Genomic DNA, 22,109 nt, shown 5'->3' with positions numbered 1-22,109 from the left:
GGGTCGGCGTCGGGAGCTCTTTCAGAACCGCACTCAGTCGCGCGGCTTTTCCTTCATCTCGTACGTTTCGACGACGTCGCCGATCTTGATGTCGGAGAAGTTGCCCAGAGTCAGACCACACTCGTAGCCCTCGCGGACCTCGGTGGCGTCGTCCTTCTCCCGGCGCAGCGAGTTGATCGAGGTCTCCTCGACAATCACCACACCGTCGCGCAGCAACCTCGCCTTGGCGTTGCGCCGCATCAGGCCGCTGGTGACCATACAGCCGGCGATGACGCCCGCCCGCGACGAACGGAAGATCTCGCGGATCTCCGCCGTACCGAGCTGGACCTCTTCGTAGATCGGCTTCAGCATGCCCTTCAGCGCGGCCTCGATCTCGTCGATCGCGGCGTAGATCACCGAGTAGTACCGGATGTCAACACCCTGACGATCGGCCATCTCGGTGGCCTTGCCCTGAGCCCGCACGTTGTAGCCGATGATCACCGCGTTGGACGCGGCGGCCAGGCTGACGTTGGTCTCGGTGATGGCACCGACACCGCGGTCGATCACCCGCAGCGACACCTCGTCGCCGACGTCGATCTTGCTCAGCGCGTCCTCCAGCGCCTCGACCGAACCGGAGCTGTCGCCCTTCAAGATCAACAGCAGCTCCTGGGTCTCGCCCTTCTCCAACTGCTCGAAGAGCTGATCCAGGGTCTTCCGGCGAGCACCGGCTGCCTGTGCGGCCATCCGGGCCCGGGCTTCGCGCTTGTCGGCGATCTGCCGTGCCGTCCGGTCGTCGTCGACGACGATGAAGCTGTCGCCCGCTCCCGGTACGGCGGTCAGGCCGAGCACCTGCACCGGCATCGACGGCGGAGCTTCGGTGACGTTCTCTCCGCTGTCGTTGAGCAACGCCCTGACCCGGCCGTGAGCCGGACCGGCCACGATCGAGTCGCCGACATGCAGGGTGCCGCGCTGGACCAGCACGGTGGCCACCGGACCACGGCCCTTGTCCAGATGCGCCTCGATGGCCACACCCTGGGCATCCATCTCCGGATTGGCCCGCAGGTCGAGCGCCGCGTCGGCGGTCAGCACGATCGCCTCCAGCAGTTCGTCCAGACCGACACCGGTGATCGCGGAGACGTCGACGAAGATGGTGTCGCCGCCGTACTCCTCGGGCACCAGGCCGTACTCGGTCAGCTGACCGCGGACCTTGGTCGGATCGGCGCCTTCCTTGTCGATCTTGTTCACCGCGACCACGATCGGCAGGTCGGCTGCCTGGGCGTGGTTCAGGGCCTCGATCGTCTGCGGCATCACACCGTCGTCGGCAGCCACCACCAGCACGGCGATGTCGGTCGACTTGGCACCGCGGGCACGCATGGCGGTGAACGCCTCGTGGCCCGGCGTGTCGATGAAGGTGATCTTGCGTTCCTGATCATCGACCTCGGTCGCGACCTGGTAGGCACCGATGCTCTGGGTGATGCCGCCGGCCTCGCCGCCGGCCACGTTGCTCTTGCGCAACGCGTCCAACAGCTTGGTCTTGCCATGGTCGACGTGACCCATCACGGTGACCACCGGCGGCCGCGCCGCGAGTTCTTCCTCGCCACCCTCGTTCTCGCCGAACTCGATGTCGAAGCTCTCCAACAGCTCGCGGTCCTCGTCCTCGGGCGAGACCACCTCGATGTCGTAGTTGAGCTCGGCACCCAGCACCTGCAGCGTTTCGTCGGCGACCGACTGCGTCGCGGTGACCATCTCGCCGAGGTGGAACAGCACCTGTACGAGGGCTGCCGGATCGACGCCGATCTTCTCCGCCAGGTCGGTCAACGAGGCGCCACGGGCGAGCCGGACCTTCTGGCCGTCACCCTGCTTGACGCGGACGCCGCCGATCGACGGCGCCTCCATCTCATTGAACTCTTGACGCCGCTGCTTCTTGGACTTGCGACCACGCCGCGACGGACCGCCCGGACGGCCGAAGGCGCCCTGGGTTCCACCGCGACCGCCACGGCCACCGCGACCGGCCGGTGGGCCACCCGCGGCTCCGCCCGGACCACGACCACCGGCGGGACCGCCACGACCGCGACCGGCGCCGGGGCCACCACGGCCACGGGGGCCGGCCTGACCGCCGAGTTGACTGTTGCTCTGCCGGGGCATCATCGCCGGGTTCGGCCGCGGCATACCGCTGCCGCCACCCGGACGGGGACCACCCGCACCGGGGCCGGCGCCACGACCGGCCGGCGGACGCGGGATGCCCGGACGTCCACCCTCGGGCCGCGGCGAACGTGCCGACGTACCCATCCCCTGGGAGGACGAGAACGGATTGTTGCCCGGCCGCGGACCACCCGGACGAGCGCCGGACGGACGCGGGCGCGGACCGGGGGCGCCGGACGGCAGACCGCCGGTGGCACCCGGACGCGGACGCGACTGACCGCCGCCGTCGCGCGCCGATCCGGGTCGTGCGTCCGAACGCGGGCCGGGTCGTGCGTCGCCGGGACGAGTATCGCCCGGACGCTGTCCGGGTCGCCCGTCACCGGGACGCTGCCCGGGCCGGCCGTCGGACGGACGCTGGCCTGCTCGGCCGTCGGCCGGTCGCGGCCCCGGACGGCCGGCTGCCCGGCTCTCGCCGGGCCGGGCCGCCGGACCCGGACGCGGGCCGGGCGTGGCCGGGCGCGGGGTGGCTGCGCCAGGGGCGGCCGACGGACGCTGTGCCTGATCCTGGGACGCCCGATCCTCGGGCGCCCGATCCTGGGGGCCCGTGGCCGGGCTGTCGACGGTTCGGTCGGTCGGTTCGGCGACCGGCCGCTCGGCCCTCGGAGTTGCCGTCGGGCCGGGCTGGGCCGACTCGGCCTTCACCTCGGCGTCGCGGGTCTCCGGGTTGGTCGTGCTCGCGCCGTTGGTCGTACTCGCCGTCGGGGCCGGCGCAGAGGCCGGTGCCGACGGGACCGGTGCAGCCTTCTTCGGGGCGGCCTTCTTGGCGCCCTTCTTGCCGATCGGTTCGTTCGCCAGCCGTTCCTTCAGCCGGCGCTCCACGGGTGCCTCGACGGTCGACGACGCCGACCGGACGAATTCGCCCATGTCTTTCAACGTGTTCAGGACGTCCTTGCTGGTGACTCCGAGCTCCTTAGCGAGCTCGTAGACTCGGACCTTTGCCACTACTCTCCCTCGTGCGGTCCAAGCCTGGTCACCGGCCGCAGACGCGGGCAGTGTTCTTGGACCAGTTAGTTGTTGTTGCTCATTGAGCGGTACTCATCGAGTGGTCATGAGCTTCTAGCCCACCTTCTGGTTCCAGACCCGGCCGCGGTCACGGCCAGGCATGCGTCAGTCCGCCCGGCGACAGCGCTCAGGCATTGCCGGAGCGGACGATTCAACTGAGAACTCTATGCCAACCGGCCCGAATCACCTAAGCGGGGCCCCACCGAAGATCAACTCGGGTCGATGATCAACTCGGCCAGCTCCGTACGCAGGCGATCTTGATCGACGTTGCCGGCCTGCAGTCCGCGAGCCAGAGCCCGTCGGCGAAATGCCTGCTCCCAACACTGCGGCCGCGGATGCAGATACACCCCGCGACCTGGTCGGGACTGTCGTACGTCGACCACGATCGCCTCGCCGGAACGGACCAGGCGAATCAGGTCGGATTTGTTCTCCCGGCCACGACACCCCACACAGGTCCGGACCGGTTCCACGAGCGGCAATCCTACGACCTCCGGCCAACCCGCGGCCCCGACCTCAGCCGCGCGCCAAACCGACCCGCGCTCGCGAAATACCGGGTGCGGCGGTCGTTGTTGCGCGCGGCTGTGTCCGAGCCCGGCGGTATCCGGGTGCCAGTCAGCTCACAGCCGCGCGCCAAACCGACCCGCGCTCGCGAAATACCGGGTGCGGGAGAGGATTTTGCGCGCGGCTGAGGTCGGGCCCGGCGATATCGGGTGCGGGAGAGGATTTTGCGCGCGGCTGTGTCCGGGCTCGGCGATATCGGGTGCGGTCAGCTCAGGCGTTCGTAGTAGTCGGTGAATTCCAGCCGGGAGGCGGCCGGGCCGTCGACGATCACGGTCGCCGAGGGGTGGAACTGCAGCACCGACGCGGGACAACTGCTGCTGACCGGACCCTCGACCATCCGCGCCACCGCCTCCGCCTTGGCCGCGCCCTGGGCGACCAGCAGCAGCTCCTCGGCCTCCATCACGGTGCCGATCCCCTGGGTCAGGCACAGCTCGGGCACCTGATCGATCGAGTCGAAGAACCGCGCGTTCGCCTGCCGGGTGGCCGGCGTCAGCCGCTTCACCCGGGTCCGCGACGCGAACGACGACATCGGCTCGTTGAAGCCGATGTGGCCGTTGGTGCCGACTCCGAGGATCTGTACGTCGACCGGGCCGACCTCCGCCAACTCTCGTTCGAACTCCTCGCAGGCCGCCTCGAGATCCTCGGCGAAACCGTTCGGCACCCGGACCTTCGCCGGATCCATCCCGGTCGGCCGGACGACCTCCCGATCGATCACCTCGTGATAGCTCTGCGGATGTCCGGGCGGCAGCCCGATGTACTCGTCCAGGGCAAAGGCTCGTACGGCGGAGAGGTCGAGTTCGCCGGCGGCCACCTGACGTGCGAGGTCGGCGTAGATGTCCAGCGGCGATGAACCGGTCGCCAACCCGAGTACGGCGTCGGGCCGACGGCGTACCACGTCGGCGATCCGACCCGCCGCGAACCGACCGACGGCCGCAGCCGACGGCGCGATCAACACCTGCATGTCAGATCCCCCGGGATGAGTTGATGGTCACGGACGCAAGAGCCGGTCAGTCCGCATCGGGCGCGGTGTCGGCACGGATGTCGATCCGCCAACCGGTGAGCCGGGCAGCCAACCGGGCGTTCTGCCCCTCCCGGCCGATCGCCAGCGACAACTGATAATCCGGCACCACCACTCGCGCCGCCCGGGCCCGTTCGTCGACCACGGTGACCGAGCTGACCTTGGCCGGCGACAACGCCTGGCCGACGAAGGTGGCCGGATCCTCGGAGTAGTCGATGATGTCGATCTTCTCCTCGTTCAGTTCGTGCATCACCGCCCGCACCCGCTGCCCCATCGGACCGATACAGGCACCCTTGGCGCTGACGTCCCGGTTGGTGCTCCAGACCGCGATCTTGCTCCGGTGGCCGGCCTCCCGGGCGACCGCCTTGATCTCCACCGTCCCGTCGGCGATCTCGGGAACCTCCAGCCGGAAGAGTCGTTCGACCAGACCGGGATGAGTCCGAGACACGACGACCTGCGGGCCGCGGGTCTCCTTGCGCACCGACACCACGTACACCTTGATCCGGGCGCCGTGCCGATAACTCTCCCCCGGCACCTGCTCGGCCTGCGGCATGATCGCCTCGATCTGGCCCAGGTCGACCAGTACCGTCCGCGCGTCCGGTCCCTGCTGCACGACACCGGAGACGATGTCGCCCTCGACGTTGGCGAAATGGCCGAACTTCTGCTCGTCCTCCGCATCGCGCAACCGCTGGAAGATCACCTGCCGGGCGGTCGACGCCGCGACCCGTCCGAAGCCCTCGGGGGTGTTGTCGTACTCACCGATCCGGTTGCCCTCGTCGTCGCGTTCGGGCGCGAGCACCCGTACGTGGCCGGACTTGCGATTCAGTTCGACCCGCGATCCCGGAATGGCGTGCGGCGTCTTCTCGTACGCCGACAGCAGGGCCTCCTCGATCGCGTTCACCAGCAGCTCGAAGGGAACGTCCTTCTCGCGTTCCAACAGCCTCAGTACGGAGATGTCGATGTCCATCTCAGTTCTCCTCCTCGGGGGCTCGGGAACCACGGGGCTTGCGGTTCAACTCGACCTGGATCAGCGCGTTGCTGACGTCGGCGAAGGCGACCCGACGCTCGGTGCCGTCCACGTCCAGGGTTGCGGCGGCGTCGTCGGCTCCGGTGATCCGGCCAGTGAACTCCGTACCGTCGGCGAGGGACACCTTGACCAGTCGATCGTGGTTGCGACGCCAGTGCCGGGGCAGCGTGAGCGGGCGGCTGACGCCGCGGGAGCTGACCTCCAAGGTGTAGGAACCGGCGCCGGTGACGTCGGAGGCGTCCAGCGCGGCCGAGACCGCCTTCGTCGCCTCGGCGATGTCGTCCAGCGACGGACCGCCGCCGTCCGCGCCGTCGCCGTCGACCACGACGCGCACCATCGTGCGCTTGCCGGCGGGCTTCACCTCGACCGCGTCGAGATCGAGGGCGAACTGCTCCAGGATCGGTTCGACGACGGTCGAGATCTGCTCGGCCTTCATCCCGCATCACCGGCTCGGGCAGCCAGTGAGCCGGCCAGCCGGCCGGGTGACGGGGCCGTCCCGGGTCGGGCGTCTTGCGACGGCCCGAGCGTCGGCCTCCGGGCCGAAAGCTGATGCAACACGTTGTCGTCCTTCGATCCGATTGTGGGCGTGCAGTTGTGCTGGTCATCATCGCACAGTGCTGTACTGTCCGGAGTCGATCATCGGCCGCCGGCACAGGCGCGGCCCGGGCAGAAGCAGAAGTGGTGAGTACGCGGTGACCGAGCCTGCAGGGACACGGAACACCGCCGGATTCACCGGACCGGCCATCGGCCGCCGCAGTCTGTTGATCATGATCGTCGCCGGTGGTCTCGCACTGGCCGGTTGCACCGGATCCGGGCCGCTTCCCACGCCGTCGAGTTCGGCTCCTCCCAGCCCGACGCCGACCCCGCTGCCCGGCACCGTCGAGGCCGCGGCAACCGAAGACGCTCTCGCGGGTTACGCGCACGCGATGCTGACCCGCTACGACGACCTGGAAGCCGCCGGCAAGCGTCTGATCACCCGGATCAGGGATGCGCATGTGGCCCACGCCGCGGTGTTGAACTCGACCGATCCGACGGCCGTGCCGGCACCGACGTCGGGGGCGTCGACTCCCACGAGCAGCGCGACCGCTCCCACCGGCAGCGCGACACCGCCCGGCGAAGGCGGATCGGCCGCACAGCCCGGTGGGTGCAGTTGCAGCTCACAACCGACAACCCCGTTGCCGACGTCATCGACGAAAGCGCTCAAGACCCTGCGAGCCATGGAAACCAAGGCCGCGGCAGCGCATCGCAAACGGGCCCTGGCGCCGACCGGACCGCAAGATCAACTTCCCTGGCTGACGTTGCTGTGGGGGTCGCTGTCGTCCGCCGCCGCCAGCTACGCCCAGGCGTTGGCGGAAGGGCTGGACCCGGGTGAGGCGCCACTTCAAGATCATCGGGTTGCCGTCGAACTGCCCTCGGCGACCGGAGCCGTACAGAGTCTGGTCGAGCAGTGCTACGCCGTGATCTTCGGCTATCAGGCAGCGTTGGCCAAGCTCTCCGGCAGCACTGCTGATCATGCTCGGTCCAGTCTGGCCGGGTATCGCGACCTGCGCGATCAACTGTCCGGATGGCTCACCGGGCAGGACACCGACGTGCCGGCCGCGCACGCCGCCTACCGGTTGCCGATCCAGCCGACCAACTCGTCCCGCGCGGCCGCACTGATCGGCACCATGGAAGATCAACTCCTGCCGTTCCTCGGGCAGTGGCTGGCCACCACCGAGCATGATCAACAACGAGCCCTGGACACCATGATCACCGGCAGCCGCAACGTCGGCTACTGGTCGGACAAGATCAACTTGTGGCCCGGTTGGCCGGTCCGGCGCTGAGCCCGGCCCTGCTGATCAGGAACGAGTCGCAGCGAGGATGCGCTCGGTCACCTCGTCGACGGGGACGTCGGCACGCTCGCCGCTCCTGCGGTCGCGGACCTCGATCACACCGTCGGCCAGGCCCTTGCCCACCACCACCACGATCGGCATGCCCATCAGCTCGGCGTCGGCGAACTTCACGCCCGGGGTGACCTTGCGATCATCCAGCAGCACCTTCACACCAAGATCATCGAGCCGCTGCGCAAGATCGCCGGCGGCGGTGACGATCTCGTCGCCCTTGCCGGCCACCACCAACTGCACGTCGTACGGAGCCAACTCGCGCGGCCAGCACAATCCCTTGTCGTCACTGGTGTTCTCGGCCACCGCGGCGACGGCGCGGGACACCCCGATGCCGTACGAGCCCATGGTGACGGTGACCAGCTTGCCGTTTTGATCAAGGACCTTGAGCCCGAGCGCTTCGGCGTATTTGCTGCCCAGCTGGAAGATGTGACCCATCTCCATGCCTCGGGCCAGGTGCAGCGGACCGGATCCGTCGGGAGCCGGATCGCCCTCCCGGATCTCCGCGGCCTCGATCGTCCCGTCCGGGGTGAAGTCCCGACCGGCGACAAGATCGAAGACGTGGCGGCCCGGCTGGTTGGCGCCGGTGACCCACCGGGTCCCGCTGACGACGCGCGGATCGACCAAGAACTTGATCTTGGTCGCCGACTCCTCGCCGAGAACCTGCGGGCCGATGTATCCCTTGACCAGGTCGGAATAACGGGCGAAGTCGTCCTCGGTGAACGGCTCGGCCTCGGACGGTTCGAGCTGGGCGTTGAGTCGCTTCATGTCGACCTCACGGTCGCCGGGCAGGCCGATCGCCAACGGCTCCTTGCTGCCGTCGGGATGAATGATCATCAGCAGCAGATTCTTCAAGGTGTCCGCAGCCGCCCACGGCCGGTCGGCGCGCGGGTAGCGATCGTTGGAGACGGCGACCAGGGTTTCGATGGTCGGCGTGTCCGGAGTGTCCTCGGCATGCGCGGCCGGCGCATCCTCGTACGAGATCGCCTCCGGCACCGGCGTCTTGACCGCTTCGACGTTGGCGGCGTACCCGCCCGGCGAGCGGACGAAGGTGTCCTCGCCGTTCTCCCCGATCGCCAGGAACTCCTCGCTCGCCGATCCGCCCATCGCACCGGACATCGCCGCCACGATCACGTATTCGAAGCCGAGCCGGTTGAAGATCTTGATGTACGCGTCCCGGTGCGCGTCGTACGCCTTCTGCAGGCCCTCGGCGTCGATGTCGAAGGAATAGGAGTCCTTCATCACGAACTCACGGCCGCGCAGCAGCCCGGCCCGCGGCCGAGCCTCGTCCCGGTACTTCGTCTGCACCTGGTAGAGCGACAGCGGCAGATCCTTGTAGGAACTGCACATGTCCTTCACCAGCAGGGTGAAGATCTCCTCGTGCGTCGGGCCGAGCAGGTAGTCGTTGCCGCGCCGGTCCTTCAGCCGGAACAGGTTGGCCCCGTACTCCTCCCAGCGGCCGGTGGCCTCGTACGGCTCGCGCGGCAGCAGCGCGGGCAGGTGGATCTCCTGGCTGATCGGATCCATCTCCTCGCGGATGATCCGTTCCACGTTGCGCAAGACCTTGTAGCCCAGCGGCAACCACGAGTAGACCCCCGGAGCAGTCCGGCGGATGTAGCCGGCCCGGACCAGCCAACGATGGCTGGGCACCTCCGCGTCCGCCGGATCCTCCCGAAGGGTACGGACGAACAACTCCGACATGCGGGTGATCACGTGTGGTTACCTTTCACTGGTTGCCTGGATCGGATGAGCCCGGCCGACCCTGCGCTCGCCGAACGAGTCTTGCTCCGCTGCCGATTCTCGCTCATCACCAGCTGCGCCGCGAAGACCTTATCCCCTCGGCGGCGGATCAGCAGCCCTGCCATCAGGCGCGCAATCAGGACGAAGTGCGCCGACGGCCGTGCCGACGACGCAGGTCCTCCGGATCGGCCGGCTCCAGCAGCAGCCGGTCTCTGGCCGGATCGTGCTCCAGAATCCTTACCTGCAAGGAATCCCCGGGCAGCACGTAGTCGCTGACCTCGACGAAATTCTCCAGTCCCAGGCAGCGCTTGACCTCGGATGCGCCGAGCAGACCGCGGAACTGGTCGACCAGCACCAGGGCGTAGTTGCGGCCGGTGGTCAGCACCCGGCCGAGATAGACCTTGCCCGACTCCAGGGCGGGCCGGTGGTTGCCGCTGTCCGGATCGATCAGCGGGAACTCGTTGTGCACCGCCATCTGGGTCATGATCGACTCGCTCGCCTCGGCCAGGGTGAGCGCGAGTTGATCGACCTGGTCCATCAAGTCGGCCATGTGCCGGGAAAGGTCGAGGAAGAGGCCGGGCAGCGCGACATCGCCGGACTTGTACGAATTCTCGTGAGTCAGCTCACCCCACGCGTCCTGCATCATGGTGCGGACCTGCACCTCGCACGGCACCTGGACCGGCCCGTTGCCGTCGTCGACGGTGATCCGCAGCAGATAGTGCACCGAGCGGTAACCGGACGGTTTCGGGTTGCGGATGTAGTCCTTCGGGTCGCCGAGTTGCTCCAGCTGTGGCCCGTACGCGGCGGTGACGGCCTTGGCGGCAAGGTCGACATCCCGCAGCGTCTTGCAGATGATCCGGGCGCCGATGATGTCGAAGATCGAGTTCTGAACTTCCTCGATCGTCTGCGGCGGTTCGATCTCGCGGTTCTTGATCCGGCGCTGGATCTTCTCCGCGATCCGGCCCTTGCTCTTGATCCGGCTGGCGGCGACCTTGACCCGGTCCGGGTCGTTCAGGTCGCACTCGGTGTCGATGGAGTCCTGGAGGACGGCGGTGAGCTGCGCCTCGGCGAGTTCCCAGCGTCGGGTCAGTTGCTCGGTCGCCTGGCCGACCAGTTCCTGCAGCCGTTCGTCGATCGCCGGCACCTGTCCCCCTCCACTTCTGGAGTCTCGCCGCTGAGTTGTCGCACCGGATTCTAGGTGCGGCGTCTGAGCACCTGCCATGAACCGGCCCACATCGTGGGCGCAACGTTACGTACGCTCTCGTCCGCGAAGATCCCGCGCTCACCTGACCGTCCTGCCACCGGCGTTCGTTTTCCTCCCGGAGACGGGTTCGGCCCCGGTCCCGGGCGCCGACGACGTACGTTTCCCCACCGGACACGGATTCCGCCCCGGTCCCGGGCGCCGACGACGTACGTTTCCCCACCGGACACGGATTCCGCCCCGGTCCCGGGCGCCGACGACGTACGTTTCCCCACCGGAGACAGGTTCGGCCCCGCACCTGGGCGCCGACGACCTACGTTTCCGACCCGGAAACGGATTCCGCACCGGGTCCCGGCCCGACAGCGTTCGTTCTCCCTCCGGAGACGGGTTCGGCCCGGTCCCGGGCGGCGACGGGCGTTCGTTGTCCCACCCGGAGTTGATCGGTTGGACAACGCCGTACGTCGGCGCCGCGGTGGGCACCGGCACAATGTTCGGCAGTCCCGGTTCCCGAACGACCGCACATCCTGCAACCCACGACCCGCAACGCCGCCAGGGTTACCGAACGCCGGTGCCGACGCGGCCGCCGTCCAACCCCGACACCTCGACGGGCTCGGCCGCCGTGACGGCGCGCGAACACTTCGGTCGGGTCAGCACTCTGGGATCCTGGCGTCGGATCGCGATGAGATCTGTATACGCGTCGGCCGGAACGGGCCTGGAGCCGGCCCTCATACCCAAACGCGTATACAAATGTGGTCGCTTCAGAGCGCGCCGGCAGCTCCGCGATCCGCTTCTGCAACACGGGCGTCAGTCGGCGCACGCCCTGCCGCGGCGGGCGCGCCCGCGGGTTGGCGCCACGCCGGAGCTCCCACTTCAGCCCGGCGGCGACCAGACCGGGCGTCGAGGGGTCGGGAACTCAACTTGCTCCGCGCAAGCCGGCCGCAGCCGCAGGAAGCCGACTAATACAACACCGTGCAGAACTCCCCCGTCTGCCGGAAGCCGACGCGTTGGTAGGTCGCGCGGGCGGGAGCGTTGAAGTCGTTGACGTAGAGGGAGACGACCGGAGCGACGCGGCGAGCCAACTGGACCACGGCGGCCATCATCCCGGGCGCCAGGCCGCGGCTGCGCAGCGACGGGTCGAGCCAGACGCCCTGGACCTGGGTGACACCGCGGGACACCGAACCGAGGTCGGCCTTGAAGATCACCCGGTCGCCGTCCAGCACACCGAAGGCGCGACCGGACGTGATCAACTGGCGTACGTAGTAGCGGTAGCCGGCGGGGTTGCCCTGCAGTGGCGAGACGCCGACCTCCTCGGTGTACATCCGTACCGCCGACTGATAGTAGGAATCCCAATGCTGGATGGTGATCGGCCGCACCCGCGGGTCCGGCGCGATGACCGGATCGGTGTCGATCGCCAGCACCGGCTGGTGGGCTCGGACCTCCCGGGTCTGCGACCAGACCGAGCCCCAGAGCCGGCTGAGCCGCTGCCACAGGTCCATCGCGACCGGCGCGGGACCGATGATCGACGAACACATCCGTCGCGGACCGGCGTACTCGGCAAAGGCCGCCACCGCAGCCGGGGTCGCGTTCACCGGGACCAGGTTGGAGCCGGCGTGACACATCGAACGGAGCCGGCCGTCCTCCTCGAAGCCCCAGATCGGACAGCCCAGGTCGCGTGCTTCGAGCCCCGCCGCACGGACCCGGGATGCGACGAAGACGTTGTCGATCGGTGAGGACGCGAGCAACCGAACGGCGAGGTCGGTGTCGGCGCCGGTCAGCACCCGGACACCCGACCGGACCACCGTCTCGCTCATGCTGCCTCCTGGGCCGATCGGCAACCAGGACTCGGTGTCCCGCGTTCCACCGCGACATTATCCGACGGCGGTGCGCTCGCACACGGGTGCGGACGAACTTCCTGGCGCGATGGGTCATCAACCTCGGAGCCGTACGCGGATGGGTCGTTGCCAGAAGTTGCGTTCCGGTCCTTCGACGAGCTCGGGAGCCTCCTCGGACAGGTTGGTGCCGGAGACGACAGCCGGGTACGAGTTGAAGGAGACTCCGTCGATCTCGAACGAGGTGAAGAAGGATGCCGCAGAACGTTGCTCAGAAGTTGATCTCGAGCCATCTGGTGGAGGGCGAGATGACGCCCGGTGAGGAGATCGGCTTGCGTATCGACCAGACGCTGACCCAGGACGCCACCGGGACGATGGTGATGCTGGAGCTGGAGGCGATGGGGCTGGACCGGGCGCAGACCGAGCTGTCCGTGCAGTACGTCGATCACAACCTGCTGCAGGCCGGCAGCCGCAACGCCGAGGACCACGAATTCCTCCGCTCGGCCAGCCGACGGTTCGGGCTCTGGTTCTCCGGTCCGGGCAACGGGGTCTCCCACCCCACCCACATGGAGCGGTTCGGCCTCCCAGGCAAGACCATGGTCGGCAGCGACAGCCACACCCCCGCCGCCGGTTCGCTGGGCATGCTGGCGATCGGACTCGGCGGCATCGAGGTCGCCCGGGCGATCGCCGGCGAACCGGTCTACCTGCAGATGCCGAAGATCTGGGGCGTCCGCTTGATCAACTCGCTGCCGGACTGGGTCAGCGCCAAGGACGTGATCTTGGAGATGCTGCGCCGGCACAGTGTGAAGGGCGGCGTCAATCGAGTGATCGAATACTACGGACCGGGCGTGGCCACCCTATCGGCGATGGACCGGCACGTGATCGCGAACATGGGTGCCGAGCTCGGCGCCACCAGTACGGTTTTCCCTGCTGACGAACGGGTTCGCGACTTCCTGCGTTGGCAGCAGCGCGAGGACGACTACGTCGAACTGCTCGCCGACGAGGGTGCGAGGTACGACGTGGACGAGGAAATTGATCTTGCTGCGTTGGAGCCGTTGATCGCGTTGCCGAGCGCTCCGGACAACGTACGACCGGTCGCCGAGGTCGCCGGCGACGAGGTCGAGCAGGTGGTGATCGGATCCTCGGCCAATCCCGGCCTGCGCGACTTCATGGCCGTCGCCGCGATCGTGCAGGGACGGAGGATCAGCCCCGGCCTGTCGCTGGACGTCAACCCGACCTCCCGCGAGCTGCTCCAGGACCTGATGAAGACCGGCGCGGCCTTCGATCTGATCGCGGCCGGCGCCCGGCTGCATCAGTCGGGCTGCCTGGGCTGCATCGGCATGGGCCAGTCACCGACCAGCAACGGACGCAGCCTGCGTACGATGCCACGCAACTTCCCGGGCCGGTCGGGCACCGCCGACGATCAGGTCTACCTGTGCTCCCCGGAGACCGCGGCCGCAGCGGCATTAACCGGTGTGATCACCGACCCGCGTACGCTGCCGGACCGGTTCCAGTTGTCCGCACCCAAGATCAACTTGCCGAACGTGGCCACGGTCAACACCGAGATGGTGGAGGAACCACTGCCGCCCGATCAGGCCCGCGAGGTGAAGTTGATCAAGGGCGAGAACATCGCCGGGCTGCCCGAGCTCGAGCCGCTGCCGGACCGGATCGAGGCACCGGCGTTGATCAAGGTCAGCGACGACATCTCCACCGACACGATCATGCCGGCCGGTGCCGAGGCCCTGCCCTATCGCAGCAACATCGCCAAACTGTCCCGGTACGCGTTCAAGGACGTCAACAGCGACTACCACGACCAAGCCGTCGACGTACGAGACCGGTCCGGACACGTGATCATCGGCGGCGACAACTACGGCCAGGGATCATCCCGCGAGCATGCCGCGATCGCCCCGCGCTTCCTCGGTCTGCGCATGGTGCTGGCCAAGTCCTACGCCCGGATCCACTGGCAGAACTTGATCAACTTCGGCGTACTGCCGTTGGAGTTCGACGATCCGGACGACTACGACGGCATCGAGATCGGCGACGTGCTGGCCGTTGATGATCTTCGCCGGGCTCTCGACGACGAGACCCTGATGGTGCAGAACACCACCCAGGACGCCGGCTATCGGGCACGGCATCGGCTGAGCCGGCGGCAGTTGGAGATCTTGCTGGTCGGCGGACTGATCCCGTGGCTCCGCGACCGTGACGCCGGCGCTACCGACCGACGCTGACCTCAGGCGCTCCTTCGACGTCGGGCATGTCCTCGGCCAACCGCATGGCCTCCTCGATCAGGGTCTCGACGATGTCGCTCTCCTTGACCGTCTTGATCACCTCGCCGTGCACGAAGATCTGGCCCTTGCCGTTGCCGGAGGCCACCCCGAGGTCGGCCTCACGGGCCTCGCCCGGACCGTTCACCACACACCCCATCACTGCGACCCGCAGCGGAACCGTCAGCCCCTCCAGACCGGCGGTGACCTCGTCGGCCAGCTTGTAGACGTCCACCTGGGCCCGGCCGCAGGACGGGCACGAGACGATCTCCAGCTTGCGCGGACGCAGGTTCAGCGACTCCAGGATCTTGATCCCGACCTTGACCTCCTCCACCGGCGGCGCCGACAACGAGACCCGGATGGTGTCGCCGATTCCCTTGCTGAGCAGGGCTCCGAAGGCGGTGGCGGACTTGATCGTGCCCTGGAACGCCGGCCCGGCCTCGGTCACGCCGAGGTGCAGCGGGTAGTCGCACTGCTCGGCCAGTTGCTCGTACGCCTTGACCATGATCACCGGGTCGTGGTGCTTGACCGAGATCTTGAAATCGCGGAAGCCGTGCTCCTCGAACAGCGACGCCTCCCACAGCGCCGACTCGACCAGCGCCTCCGGGGTCGCCTTGCCGTACTTGGCCAGCAGTCGCTTGTCCAGCGACCCGGCGTTCACGCCGATCCGCAACGAGACGCCGGCCTCAGTGGCGGCCTGGGCGATCTCCTTCACCTGGTCGTCGAACTCCTTGATGTTGCCCGGGTTGACCCGGACCGCGGCGCAGCCGGCCTCGATCGCGGCGAACACGTACCGCGGCTGGAAGTGGATGTCGGCGATCACCGGGATCTGGCTCTTGTGCGCGATCGCCGGCAGCGCGGCCGCGTCGTCGGCACTCGGCACCGCGACCCGGACGATGTCGCAGCCGGCGGCGGTCAGTTCGGCGATCTGCTGCAGGGTCGCGTTGATGTCGGCGGTCAGCGTGGTGGTCATCGACTGCACGCTGATCGGGGCGTCGCCGCCGACCTCGACCTTGCCGACCTTGATCTTGCGCGATTTACGTCGCGGAGCCAGGGTTTCGGGTGGCAGCGCGGGCAGTCCCAGATTGATCGCAGTCATCATTCTCCACTCAGAACAGGGTGATCGGGTCGATCAGGTCGGCCAGGATGAGCACGAATCCGCTGATCGCGATCACCGCACCAACAACATAGGCGACCGGCAACATCTTGGCGGTGTCGGCATGTCCGGGGTCCGGTCGGCCGGTGATCCGGGCCAGCCATCGCCTGATCGCCTCGTAGATCGCGCCGGCGATGTGTCCGCCGTCCAGCGGCATCAACGGTACGAAGTTGAACAGGGCCAGGAACAGGTTCACCGAGCCGAGCAGCAGGAACATCTGCGCCGCCTTGGTGGACACGCTGATCAGGTCGGTGGAACTCACCTCGCCGGCGATCCGGCTGGCGCCGACGATGCTCATCGGCCCGTTCTCGTCCCGCGGCTTGCCGGTGACCAGGTCGGCGGCGGTGGTGTAGATCTTGGCCGGGAAGCGGATGATCGCGTGTACCGACTGCTCGGTCATCGACCACATCTGCTGCGCCGTCGCCGCCGGACCGCCCTTGACCAGCACCCGATCCGGCGAGACGCCGAGGAAACCGGCCTGCACTGTCTTGGACGGGTTGTCCGCCGACTGGACGCCGGTGATCACGGTGTGTACGGGTTTGAGGGCGACCTGCCGACCGTTGCGATCGACGGTGATCCTGGCCAGCTCGTCGCCGTTGCCTTCGATCAGCGCCGACAGCTGATCCCAGTCGGCGAGTCGGGTGCCGTTGAAACTGACGATGGTGTCGCCGACCTTCATGCCGGACTTCTTGGCCGGGGTCTCGGGATCGGTGGACTTGCAGGCGCGTTCGGCCGGGTCGGTGCTGGCCTGCCGGGCCGCCGAGATCACGCAGTCGTTGACCACAGCGACCTGCAGCGTCGGCTTCGGCATCCCGTAGAAGAGGTTGACGCCGAGCAGGATCAGGAACGCCAGGATCAGGTTCATCCCCGGCCCGCCGAACATGATGATCAACTTCTGCCAGGTCTTCTTCTGGTAGAAGAGCCGACCGTCGTCCTCGGGGCGGATGTCCTCCCACTCGGCCTCACGGGCCTGGTCGGCGATCGACTGGAAGATCCCGGTCCGGGTCGAGCGCATCTTGCCCGAGTGCGGATCCGGCGGATACATGCCGACGAACTTGCAGTAGCCGCCGAGCGGGACCGCCTTGACGCCGTACTCGGTCTCGCCGCGGCGGGTTGACCACAGCGTCTTGCCGAAGCCGACCATGTACTGGGTCGTCTTGACGCCGAAGAGCTTGCCCGGGATCAGGTGCCCGATCTCGTGCAGCGCGACCGAGATCATGATCATGGCGAAGAAGAGCACTGCCCCGCCGAGGTAGATCAGGAGATGCATCGCGTCCCCTCGGGAAGGCGGTGCCCACTCTCCGGGGCGCCAGAAACGTCGGGCATCACGCCTGCGGTCTCCTCGTCTCGTCGCTGCACAAGTCCTGGGCCCGACGGCGCGCCCACGCATCGGCGCTGAGTACGGCGTCGACGGTGAGGGCTTCGGCGCCGACCCATCGTGATCCTACGTCGGCGGGTTTCACCGATCCCGCCGTCGACGTGGCCGCGGGCTGTGAATCGGCTGGGAGTTTCGTGGCGTTCCCGGGCGCCGTGTTCAGGTGCTCGTCGAGGACGGCGGCGAAGATGTCGGTGATCTGGTTGAACCCGATCCGATGCTCGTGGAAGGCGTCCACGCAGGCCTCGTTGGCGGCGTTCAGTACGGCGGGTGCGGTGCCGCCGATCCGGCCTGCCTTGCGGATCAGGGAGACGGCGGGGAAGGCCTCGTCGTCGAGCGGCTCGAAGGTCCAGGTGTTGGCCCGGGACCAGTTGACCGGGCGGGCTGCTCCGGCCAGCCGAGCCGGCCAGCCGAGGGCGAGCGCGATCGGCAGCTTCATGTCGGGAGGCGAGCACTGGGCCAGCGTCGAGCCGTCGATGAACTGGACCATCGAGTGGATCATCGACTGCGGATGAACGACCACATCGACCCGGTCCAGGTCGATGCCGTAGAGCAGGTGCGCCTCCAGCACCTCCAACCCCTTGTTCACCAGGGTGGCGGAGTTGGTGGTGATCACCCGGCCCATGTTCCAGGTCGGGTGTGCCAGTGCCTGCTCCGGCGTCGCGTCGGCCATCTGCGCCCGGGTCATGCCGCGGAACGGTCCGCCGCTGGCGGTGACGATCAACCGGTCGACCTCGTCGGCGGTGCCGCCGCGCAGGCACTGGGCGATCGCCGAGTGTTCGGAGTCGACTGCGACGATCTGCCCGTCGGCGGCGGCGTCGGTGACCAGCCGGCCGCCGATCACCAGGGACTCCTTGTTGGCCAGCGCCAGCGTGGTGCCCTGGGCCAGGGTGGTCAGGGTCGCGCCGAGACCGGCCGAACCGGTGATCCCGTTCAGCACGATGTCGCAGTCCAACGCGGCCAGCTCGTTGGGCGCCTCGGGTCCGGCGACGATCTTCGGCAGTCTGACCTCGCCCTTGTTCCAGCCGCGCCGAGAGACCTCGGCGTACAGCGCCAACTGCAGATCCTGTACGGCGCTCGCCCGGCTGACCCCGACCACGGCCGGGTCGAAGTCGAGCACCTGCCGGGCCAGCAGCTTGATGTTGCTGCCGGCTGCCGCCAGCCCGACCACCCGGAACAGCTCCCGCCGTTCGGCGATCACCTCCAGAGCCTGAGTCCCGATCGACCCCGTACTGCCCAAGATCACTACGTCGCGCACGGGTTCAGTCTCGCAGGCTCACTGTCTTGTCACGCAGTCGAGTAAGTGCCGCTGCCGCGGTCTGGTCTGGCGTCTGACTGTTCCGGGGGACGACCCCCGGACCCCCGCCGTGGTCCCGTGGAGCGATCACCTCGCCCCGCCTCCTCCGCAAGCTCCGGAGCCGGTCTCGCGCTGGGGCGCTCGACGTGCGTTCAATCTGAATTCCAAGCGTTCGTGGTGCGGCAGACGTGCTGCCCGTCGCGTGCTCCGGAGTCGGTCTTGCGCTGGGCTACGACGGGGTGCGCGTGAGCTAACTCAAATACAGCCAGCAGCAGTCGCGAGAATGCGTATTCTATGCGCATGAGTCGGGTCAACATCACGGTTCCGGACGAGGTGCTTGGTCGAGCCAGGGCGGCCGGTCTCAATGTGTCCCAACTGGCGACGGCGGCGCTGGCCGAGGAACTGGACCGCCGGGCCAAGATCGCGGAGCTGGATCGCTACCTGCGGGACCTTGACGCCGAGCTCGGTCCGATCCCGGCCGACGACGAAGACGCCGCGCGCGCGTGGGCCGATGCCGCCTTCGGCGACGCCGGAGCGTCAGGCTCCGGTGACGCAAGCCGCTCTGCATGAGCCTCATCTTCGATGCCGGGGCGCTCAGCGCGATGGCCGGCCACCGGGCCCGACTGCAAGAGCTTCAGCGTCGCGAGCTCTGGCCCCCGCGGGTACCGAGCGTCGTCCTCACCGAGGCACTCACCGGGGATCACCGGCGCGACTTTCAGGTCAATCGCCTGCTGCGGGCCTGCCGGGTCGACCCCGTCGACGAAGTGCAGGCGCGGTACGCGGCCCGGTTGCGAACCGCGACCGGCCGGGCCGGAACCATCTCCGCCGTCGATGCGGTGGTCGCGGCTGCGGCGGACCTGACTCCGGGCGGAGTCGTGCTCACCAGTGACCCGGACGACCTCCGCGCGCTGGTCGCGCACGCGACCCATCCGATCAAGATCATCAGCGTGTAGCCGTCCGACCTGCGAGGTCGACCAGGAGTCGGCCGCGCACCCTACCCTCGGCGAGCCGGCGGTACGCCTCGGCGGTCCGGCCCAGCGGCAGCCGGTCGGCGATCCGGGCGGTCAGCGTGCCGGCGGCCAGTTCGGGGTTGATCAGGTCTGCGGCGGCCCGGAGCTGGTCGACCGTTGCGCGGCTGATCACGAAGCCGATCAGGCTGACGTCGCGCATGTAGAGCTGCGGCAGCGGGACGGTCGGCCGCTGCTCGGCTGCGGCGGTGACGAGCACGCGGCAGCCGGGTGCCGCGACCCGTTCCACCCGGTCGAAGTCGTGCCGGCCGGAGGTCTCCCAGTAGACGTCGACGCCGCCGGCGGCATCGAGCATTCGGTCCACCATCGGGGCCGCGTGGTAGTCGACGACGACCTCGGCGCCTGCGTCGCGACAACGCTGATGATCATCGGGCCGGGCGGTGGCCAGCACCCTGGCCCCGGCCATTCTTGCCATCCGGATCGCAGCCAGGCCGATGTTGCCGCCGCCACCGCCGACGAACACGGTCTCGCCGGCTCGCACGTTGCCGTGCACGAAGCAGCCCAGGTAGGCGGTGGCCGCCGGCTGGGCCAGCGCCACCCCCTGCTCCGGATCGGCCCCGTCCGGCAGTCGATACAGCCGATCCACCGGCACCACCACGTACTCCGAGATCGCGCCCGGCCGGCCGTCGTGACCCATGCTGTTGCACCAGACCCGCTCCCCCGGCGCGAACCCGAGCGCCGGCGATCCGCTCTCGACGACGGTCCCGACCAGGTCCCGGCCGACGACGAACGGCAGCGGCACCGGGGTCTGGAACCTGCCGGTACGGATGTAGTTGTCGACCGGGTTGATCGCGACCGCGGTGACCTTGACCAGTACCTCGGATGCGCCGGGTGTCGGAACCGGCAGGTCGCCGATCTCGATCACACTGTCCGGCCCGACCCAGCGGACGTACGCAGCTCTCACCGGCCCGCCTGCGCGGTGACGGTGAGGGACGTCTCGTCCTTGGTGGCCAGGGTCAGCACCGCCTCCTCGACGGCGTCACGTTCCTCGAGTTCGTGTTCGATCCGGCGCAAATGGATCGACAGGTCGTCCTCGCGGAGGTTGCCGGCCAGATCAACGGCGGCCACCAGGAAGACTCGGCTGGGTCCGACGAATTCCACGTGCAGGTAGGTGATCCGGTCGATGTCGTGGTGGCTGAGCAGCTCGGTCAGGATCGCGTTCTTCAGCTCGGGGCTGATCGCCTCACCGAGCAGGAACTTGCGGTTGCGGTTGATCAGCACGATCGCCACCACGGCCAGCAGGATGCCGATCAGGATCGACCCGATGGCATCGGCGATGTGCGACCCGGTGATCTGGTGCACCGCGATGCCGGTGCCGGCGATGACGAGTCCGATCATCGCCGCCGAGTCCTCGAAGAACACCGCGCGCAGGGTCGGGTTGGAGGTCGACAGCACGAACTCCAACGTCCCGTCCCCGGTCTGGCGGGCCGAGCCGCGGGCCTGCCGAAACGCCTGCAGGAAGGACGTTCCCTCCAGGACGAAGGCGATCCCGAGCACGATGTAGTTGATCAGATAGTGCCCGCCCGGTTCGTCGCCGCTCAGCTCCTGTACGCCGTGCATGATCGACACCACGGCGCCGGCGGTGAACAGTCCGAAGGCGGCGAACATGCTCCAGACGTAGCTGTCGCGGCCGTAGCCGAGCGGATGGCTGGCGTCACGGTGCCGCGATCCCTTGCGGTCGGCGATCATCAGGAAGATCTCGTTGCCGGCGTCGGCCCAGGAGTGTGCCGCCTCGGCCACCATCGAGGCCGAGCTGGTGATCAGCGCCGCAACCGTCTTGGCGATCGCGATCGCGACGTTGGCCGCGAACGCGATCAGAACCGTACGCAGACTCTCGGTTCCGGGCGACTCTGCTTGGGTGCCGACGTCAGTACTCACGTGATGGATTCTTCCTCACTCATGACACGACCCGCGCCCGGAGTGTTGCCGGACGCGGGTCGGTTGGGGATCAAAGAGGGATCAGCCGTTGTGCGAGAGTCGCCGTTCGCTGGCACCCATGATCAGACCGGCGATGCCCCACAGGATGATGGCAACCGCCGCGTACCAGATCAGCGTCGTCAGCAACGGCATCGCGATCACCGACACCACGCCGAGGGCCAGCCCGAAGCCACCCATGATCATCCCGAACATCCAGTCACGATGCTCCGAGCTGCGCTGGATGATGTTGTCGACGACCTCCAGACCGCCGATCACGAACGCCCAGATCGCCAACATCCAGGTGAGCTGGGTCATCGTCACACCGGTCATCACCAGGGCCATCACGCCGAAGACGATGCCGACCAGTCCGGCGATGCCACGCAGCACCATCGTGCTGCCGCGCCAGCGGGCCGCATCGACGCCGTTGGCAACGCCGTCCAGGATGGCGAAGATCCCGATCACCATGGCGAACGAACGCATCGTCCCCATCGGTAACAGAAGGGCGAAGCCGAGGATGCCGAAGATCACCGCGAGCGCGCCGCGGGTCATCGACCAGGGCCACACCCTGTGAGCGATCGAGCCGTACTCATGGCTCGGTTGGATAACAGCCATTGCGCCACCTTTCGTACGTGT

Annotated in this window: 18 protein-coding genes; 4 read left to right on the top strand and 14 right to left on the bottom strand. The window is 68.1% G+C overall.

Translation table 11 applies throughout. The annotated features are described in order from the left end of the window. Positions 1-33: 33 nt before the first annotated feature. The 5 genes from infB to rimP all read right to left on the bottom strand — a co-directional run bounded on the left by infB (position 34) and on the right by rimP (position 6,225). On the bottom strand, positions 34-3,123 hold the full coding sequence (gene infB / locus FOE78_RS10575; protein ID WP_143986251.1) for a translation initiation factor IF-2: 3,090 nt from the start codon (positions 3,121-3,123) through the stop codon (positions 34-36). 269 nt (positions 3,124-3,392) lie between these two features. Further along, positions 3,393-3,653: a YlxR family protein gene (locus tag FOE78_RS10570; RefSeq protein WP_210414918.1), complete on the bottom strand. Its 261-nt coding sequence runs from the start codon at positions 3,651-3,653 to the stop codon at positions 3,393-3,395. A gap of 296 nt (positions 3,654-3,949) precedes the next feature. Further along, a complete protein-coding gene (nagB, locus tag FOE78_RS10565) occupies positions 3,950-4,705 on the bottom strand; it encodes a glucosamine-6-phosphate deaminase (RefSeq protein WP_143986249.1) in 756 nt (251 codons plus the stop codon). A gap of 46 nt (positions 4,706-4,751) precedes the next feature. Beyond that, positions 4,752-5,729: a transcription termination factor NusA gene (gene nusA, locus FOE78_RS10560; RefSeq protein ID WP_143986248.1), complete on the bottom strand. Its 978-nt coding sequence runs from the start codon at positions 5,727-5,729 to the stop codon at positions 4,752-4,754. 1 nt (position 5,730) lies between these two features. Next, positions 5,731-6,225 carry a ribosome maturation factor RimP gene (gene rimP, locus FOE78_RS10555; protein ID WP_143986247.1) on the bottom strand — a complete coding sequence of 165 codons (495 nt, stop codon included), beginning with the start codon at positions 6,223-6,225 and terminating at the stop codon, positions 5,731-5,733. Between the two features lie 256 nt (positions 6,226-6,481). On the opposite strand from rimP, the gene FOE78_RS10550 reads away from it, so the two are divergent. Further along, a complete protein-coding gene (locus tag FOE78_RS10550) occupies positions 6,482-7,612 on the top strand; it encodes a DUF4439 domain-containing protein (protein WP_143986246.1) in 1,131 nt (376 codons plus the stop codon). A gap of 15 nt (positions 7,613-7,627) precedes the next feature. On the opposite strand, the gene FOE78_RS10545 is transcribed toward FOE78_RS10550, so the two are convergent. From FOE78_RS10545 to FOE78_RS10535, 3 genes are all read right to left on the bottom strand, one after another. Further along, complete coding sequence (locus FOE78_RS10545) at positions 7,628-9,370, bottom strand: proline--tRNA ligase (RefSeq protein ID WP_210414997.1); 1,743 nt, start codon at positions 9,368-9,370, stop codon at positions 7,628-7,630. 175 nt (positions 9,371-9,545) lie between these two features. Further along, entirely contained in the window at positions 9,546-10,553 is a 1,008-nt protein-coding gene (locus FOE78_RS10540; protein ID WP_168207465.1) for a hypothetical protein, read from the bottom strand. Between the two features lie 1,013 nt (positions 10,554-11,566). Next, positions 11,567-12,421, bottom strand: a complete 855-nt coding sequence (locus tag FOE78_RS10535; RefSeq protein WP_143986243.1) for a GNAT family N-acetyltransferase — start codon at positions 12,419-12,421, stop codon at positions 11,567-11,569. Between the two features lie 272 nt (positions 12,422-12,693). Here FOE78_RS10535 and FOE78_RS10530 point away from each other — a divergent pair, with 272 nt between their 5' ends. Further along, entirely contained in the window at positions 12,694-14,667 is a 1,974-nt protein-coding gene (locus FOE78_RS10530; protein ID WP_143986242.1) for an aconitate hydratase, read from the top strand. Here FOE78_RS10530 and ispG read toward each other — a convergent pair. The 3 genes from ispG to dxr are packed head-to-tail and all read right to left on the bottom strand — an operon-like array spanning position 14,651 to position 18,492. Next, positions 14,651-15,802 (bottom strand): flavodoxin-dependent (E)-4-hydroxy-3-methylbut-2-enyl-diphosphate synthase, encoded by a 1,152-nt coding sequence (gene ispG / locus FOE78_RS10525; protein ID WP_210414917.1) that lies wholly within the window; start codon positions 15,800-15,802, stop codon positions 14,651-14,653. The two genes, FOE78_RS10530 and ispG, sit on opposite strands and share 17 nt — an antisense overlap. A 10-nt stretch (positions 15,803-15,812) precedes the next feature. After that, a complete protein-coding gene (locus tag FOE78_RS10520) occupies positions 15,813-17,129 on the bottom strand; it encodes a M50 family metallopeptidase (RefSeq protein WP_143986240.1) in 1,317 nt (438 codons plus the stop codon). A 55-nt stretch (positions 17,130-17,184) separates the two neighbouring features. Next, positions 17,185-18,492, bottom strand: coding sequence for a 1-deoxy-D-xylulose-5-phosphate reductoisomerase (gene dxr / locus FOE78_RS10515; RefSeq protein ID WP_143986239.1), 1,308 nt, complete (start codon positions 18,490-18,492; stop codon positions 17,185-17,187). Positions 18,493-18,831: 339 nt separating this feature from the next. On the opposite strand from dxr, the gene FOE78_RS10510 reads away from it, so the two are divergent. Beyond that, positions 18,832-19,101 (top strand): type II toxin-antitoxin system CcdA family antitoxin, encoded by a 270-nt coding sequence (locus FOE78_RS10510; RefSeq protein WP_210414916.1) that lies wholly within the window; start codon positions 18,832-18,834, stop codon positions 19,099-19,101. Continuing rightward, positions 19,098-19,484, top strand: coding sequence for a type II toxin-antitoxin system VapC family toxin (locus FOE78_RS10505; protein WP_143986237.1), 387 nt, complete (start codon positions 19,098-19,100; stop codon positions 19,482-19,484). The genes FOE78_RS10510 and FOE78_RS10505 overlap by 4 nt, the downstream gene beginning before the upstream one ends. On the opposite strand, the gene FOE78_RS10500 is transcribed toward FOE78_RS10505, so the two are convergent. The 3 genes from FOE78_RS10500 to FOE78_RS10490 all read right to left on the bottom strand — a co-directional run bounded on the left by FOE78_RS10500 (position 19,474) and on the right by FOE78_RS10490 (position 22,088). Then, positions 19,474-20,463: an NADPH:quinone reductase gene (locus tag FOE78_RS10500; protein ID WP_143986236.1), complete on the bottom strand. Its 990-nt coding sequence runs from the start codon at positions 20,461-20,463 to the stop codon at positions 19,474-19,476. The genes FOE78_RS10505 and FOE78_RS10500 overlap by 11 nt on opposite strands. Further along, positions 20,460-21,437, bottom strand: coding sequence for a cation diffusion facilitator family transporter (locus FOE78_RS10495; protein WP_228266146.1), 978 nt, complete (start codon positions 21,435-21,437; stop codon positions 20,460-20,462). Before FOE78_RS10495 ends, FOE78_RS10500 begins: the two co-directional genes overlap by 4 nt. Before the next feature lie 81 nt (positions 21,438-21,518). Continuing rightward, complete coding sequence (locus FOE78_RS10490) at positions 21,519-22,088, bottom strand: HdeD family acid-resistance protein (RefSeq protein ID WP_168207464.1); 570 nt, start codon at positions 22,086-22,088, stop codon at positions 21,519-21,521. Positions 22,089-22,109 lie beyond the last annotated feature (21 nt).

Source organism: Microlunatus elymi (assembly GCF_007362775.1).
Lineage (GTDB): Bacteria > Actinomycetota > Actinomycetes > Propionibacteriales > Propionibacteriaceae > Microlunatus > Microlunatus elymi.
Note: the sequence above shows the minus strand (reverse complement) of the source record. Positions and strands in the feature narration are given on the sequence as shown.

Coding starts and splice junctions, on each gene's coding strand:
- nagB (WP_143986249.1), bottom strand. CDS start 4,705: ATGCAGGTGTTGATCGCGCCGTCGGCTGCGGCCGTCGGTCGGTTCGCG.
- nusA (WP_143986248.1), bottom strand. CDS start 5,729: ATGGACATCGACATCTCCGTACTGAGGCTGTTGGAACGCGAGAAGGAC.
- rimP (WP_143986247.1), bottom strand. CDS start 6,225: ATGAAGGCCGAGCAGATCTCGACCGTCGTCGAACCGATCCTGGAGCAG.
- FOE78_RS10545 (WP_210414997.1), bottom strand. CDS start 9,370: ATGTCGGAGTTGTTCGTCCGTACCCTTCGGGAGGATCCGGCGGACGCG.
- FOE78_RS10535 (WP_143986243.1), bottom strand. CDS start 12,421: ATGAGCGAGACGGTGGTCCGGTCGGGTGTCCGGGTGCTGACCGGCGCC.
- FOE78_RS10530 (WP_143986242.1), top strand. CDS start 12,694: ATGCCGCAGAACGTTGCTCAGAAGTTGATCTCGAGCCATCTGGTGGAG.
- ispG (WP_210414917.1), bottom strand. CDS start 15,802: ATGACTGCGATCAATCTGGGACTGCCCGCGCTGCCACCCGAAACCCTG.
- FOE78_RS10520 (WP_143986240.1), bottom strand. CDS start 17,129: ATGCATCTCCTGATCTACCTCGGCGGGGCAGTGCTCTTCTTCGCCATG.
- FOE78_RS10510 (WP_210414916.1), top strand. CDS start 18,832: ATGAGTCGGGTCAACATCACGGTTCCGGACGAGGTGCTTGGTCGAGCC.
- FOE78_RS10505 (WP_143986237.1), top strand. CDS start 19,098: ATGAGCCTCATCTTCGATGCCGGGGCGCTCAGCGCGATGGCCGGCCAC.
- FOE78_RS10490 (WP_168207464.1), bottom strand. CDS start 22,088: ATGGCTGTTATCCAACCGAGCCATGAGTACGGCTCGATCGCTCACAGG.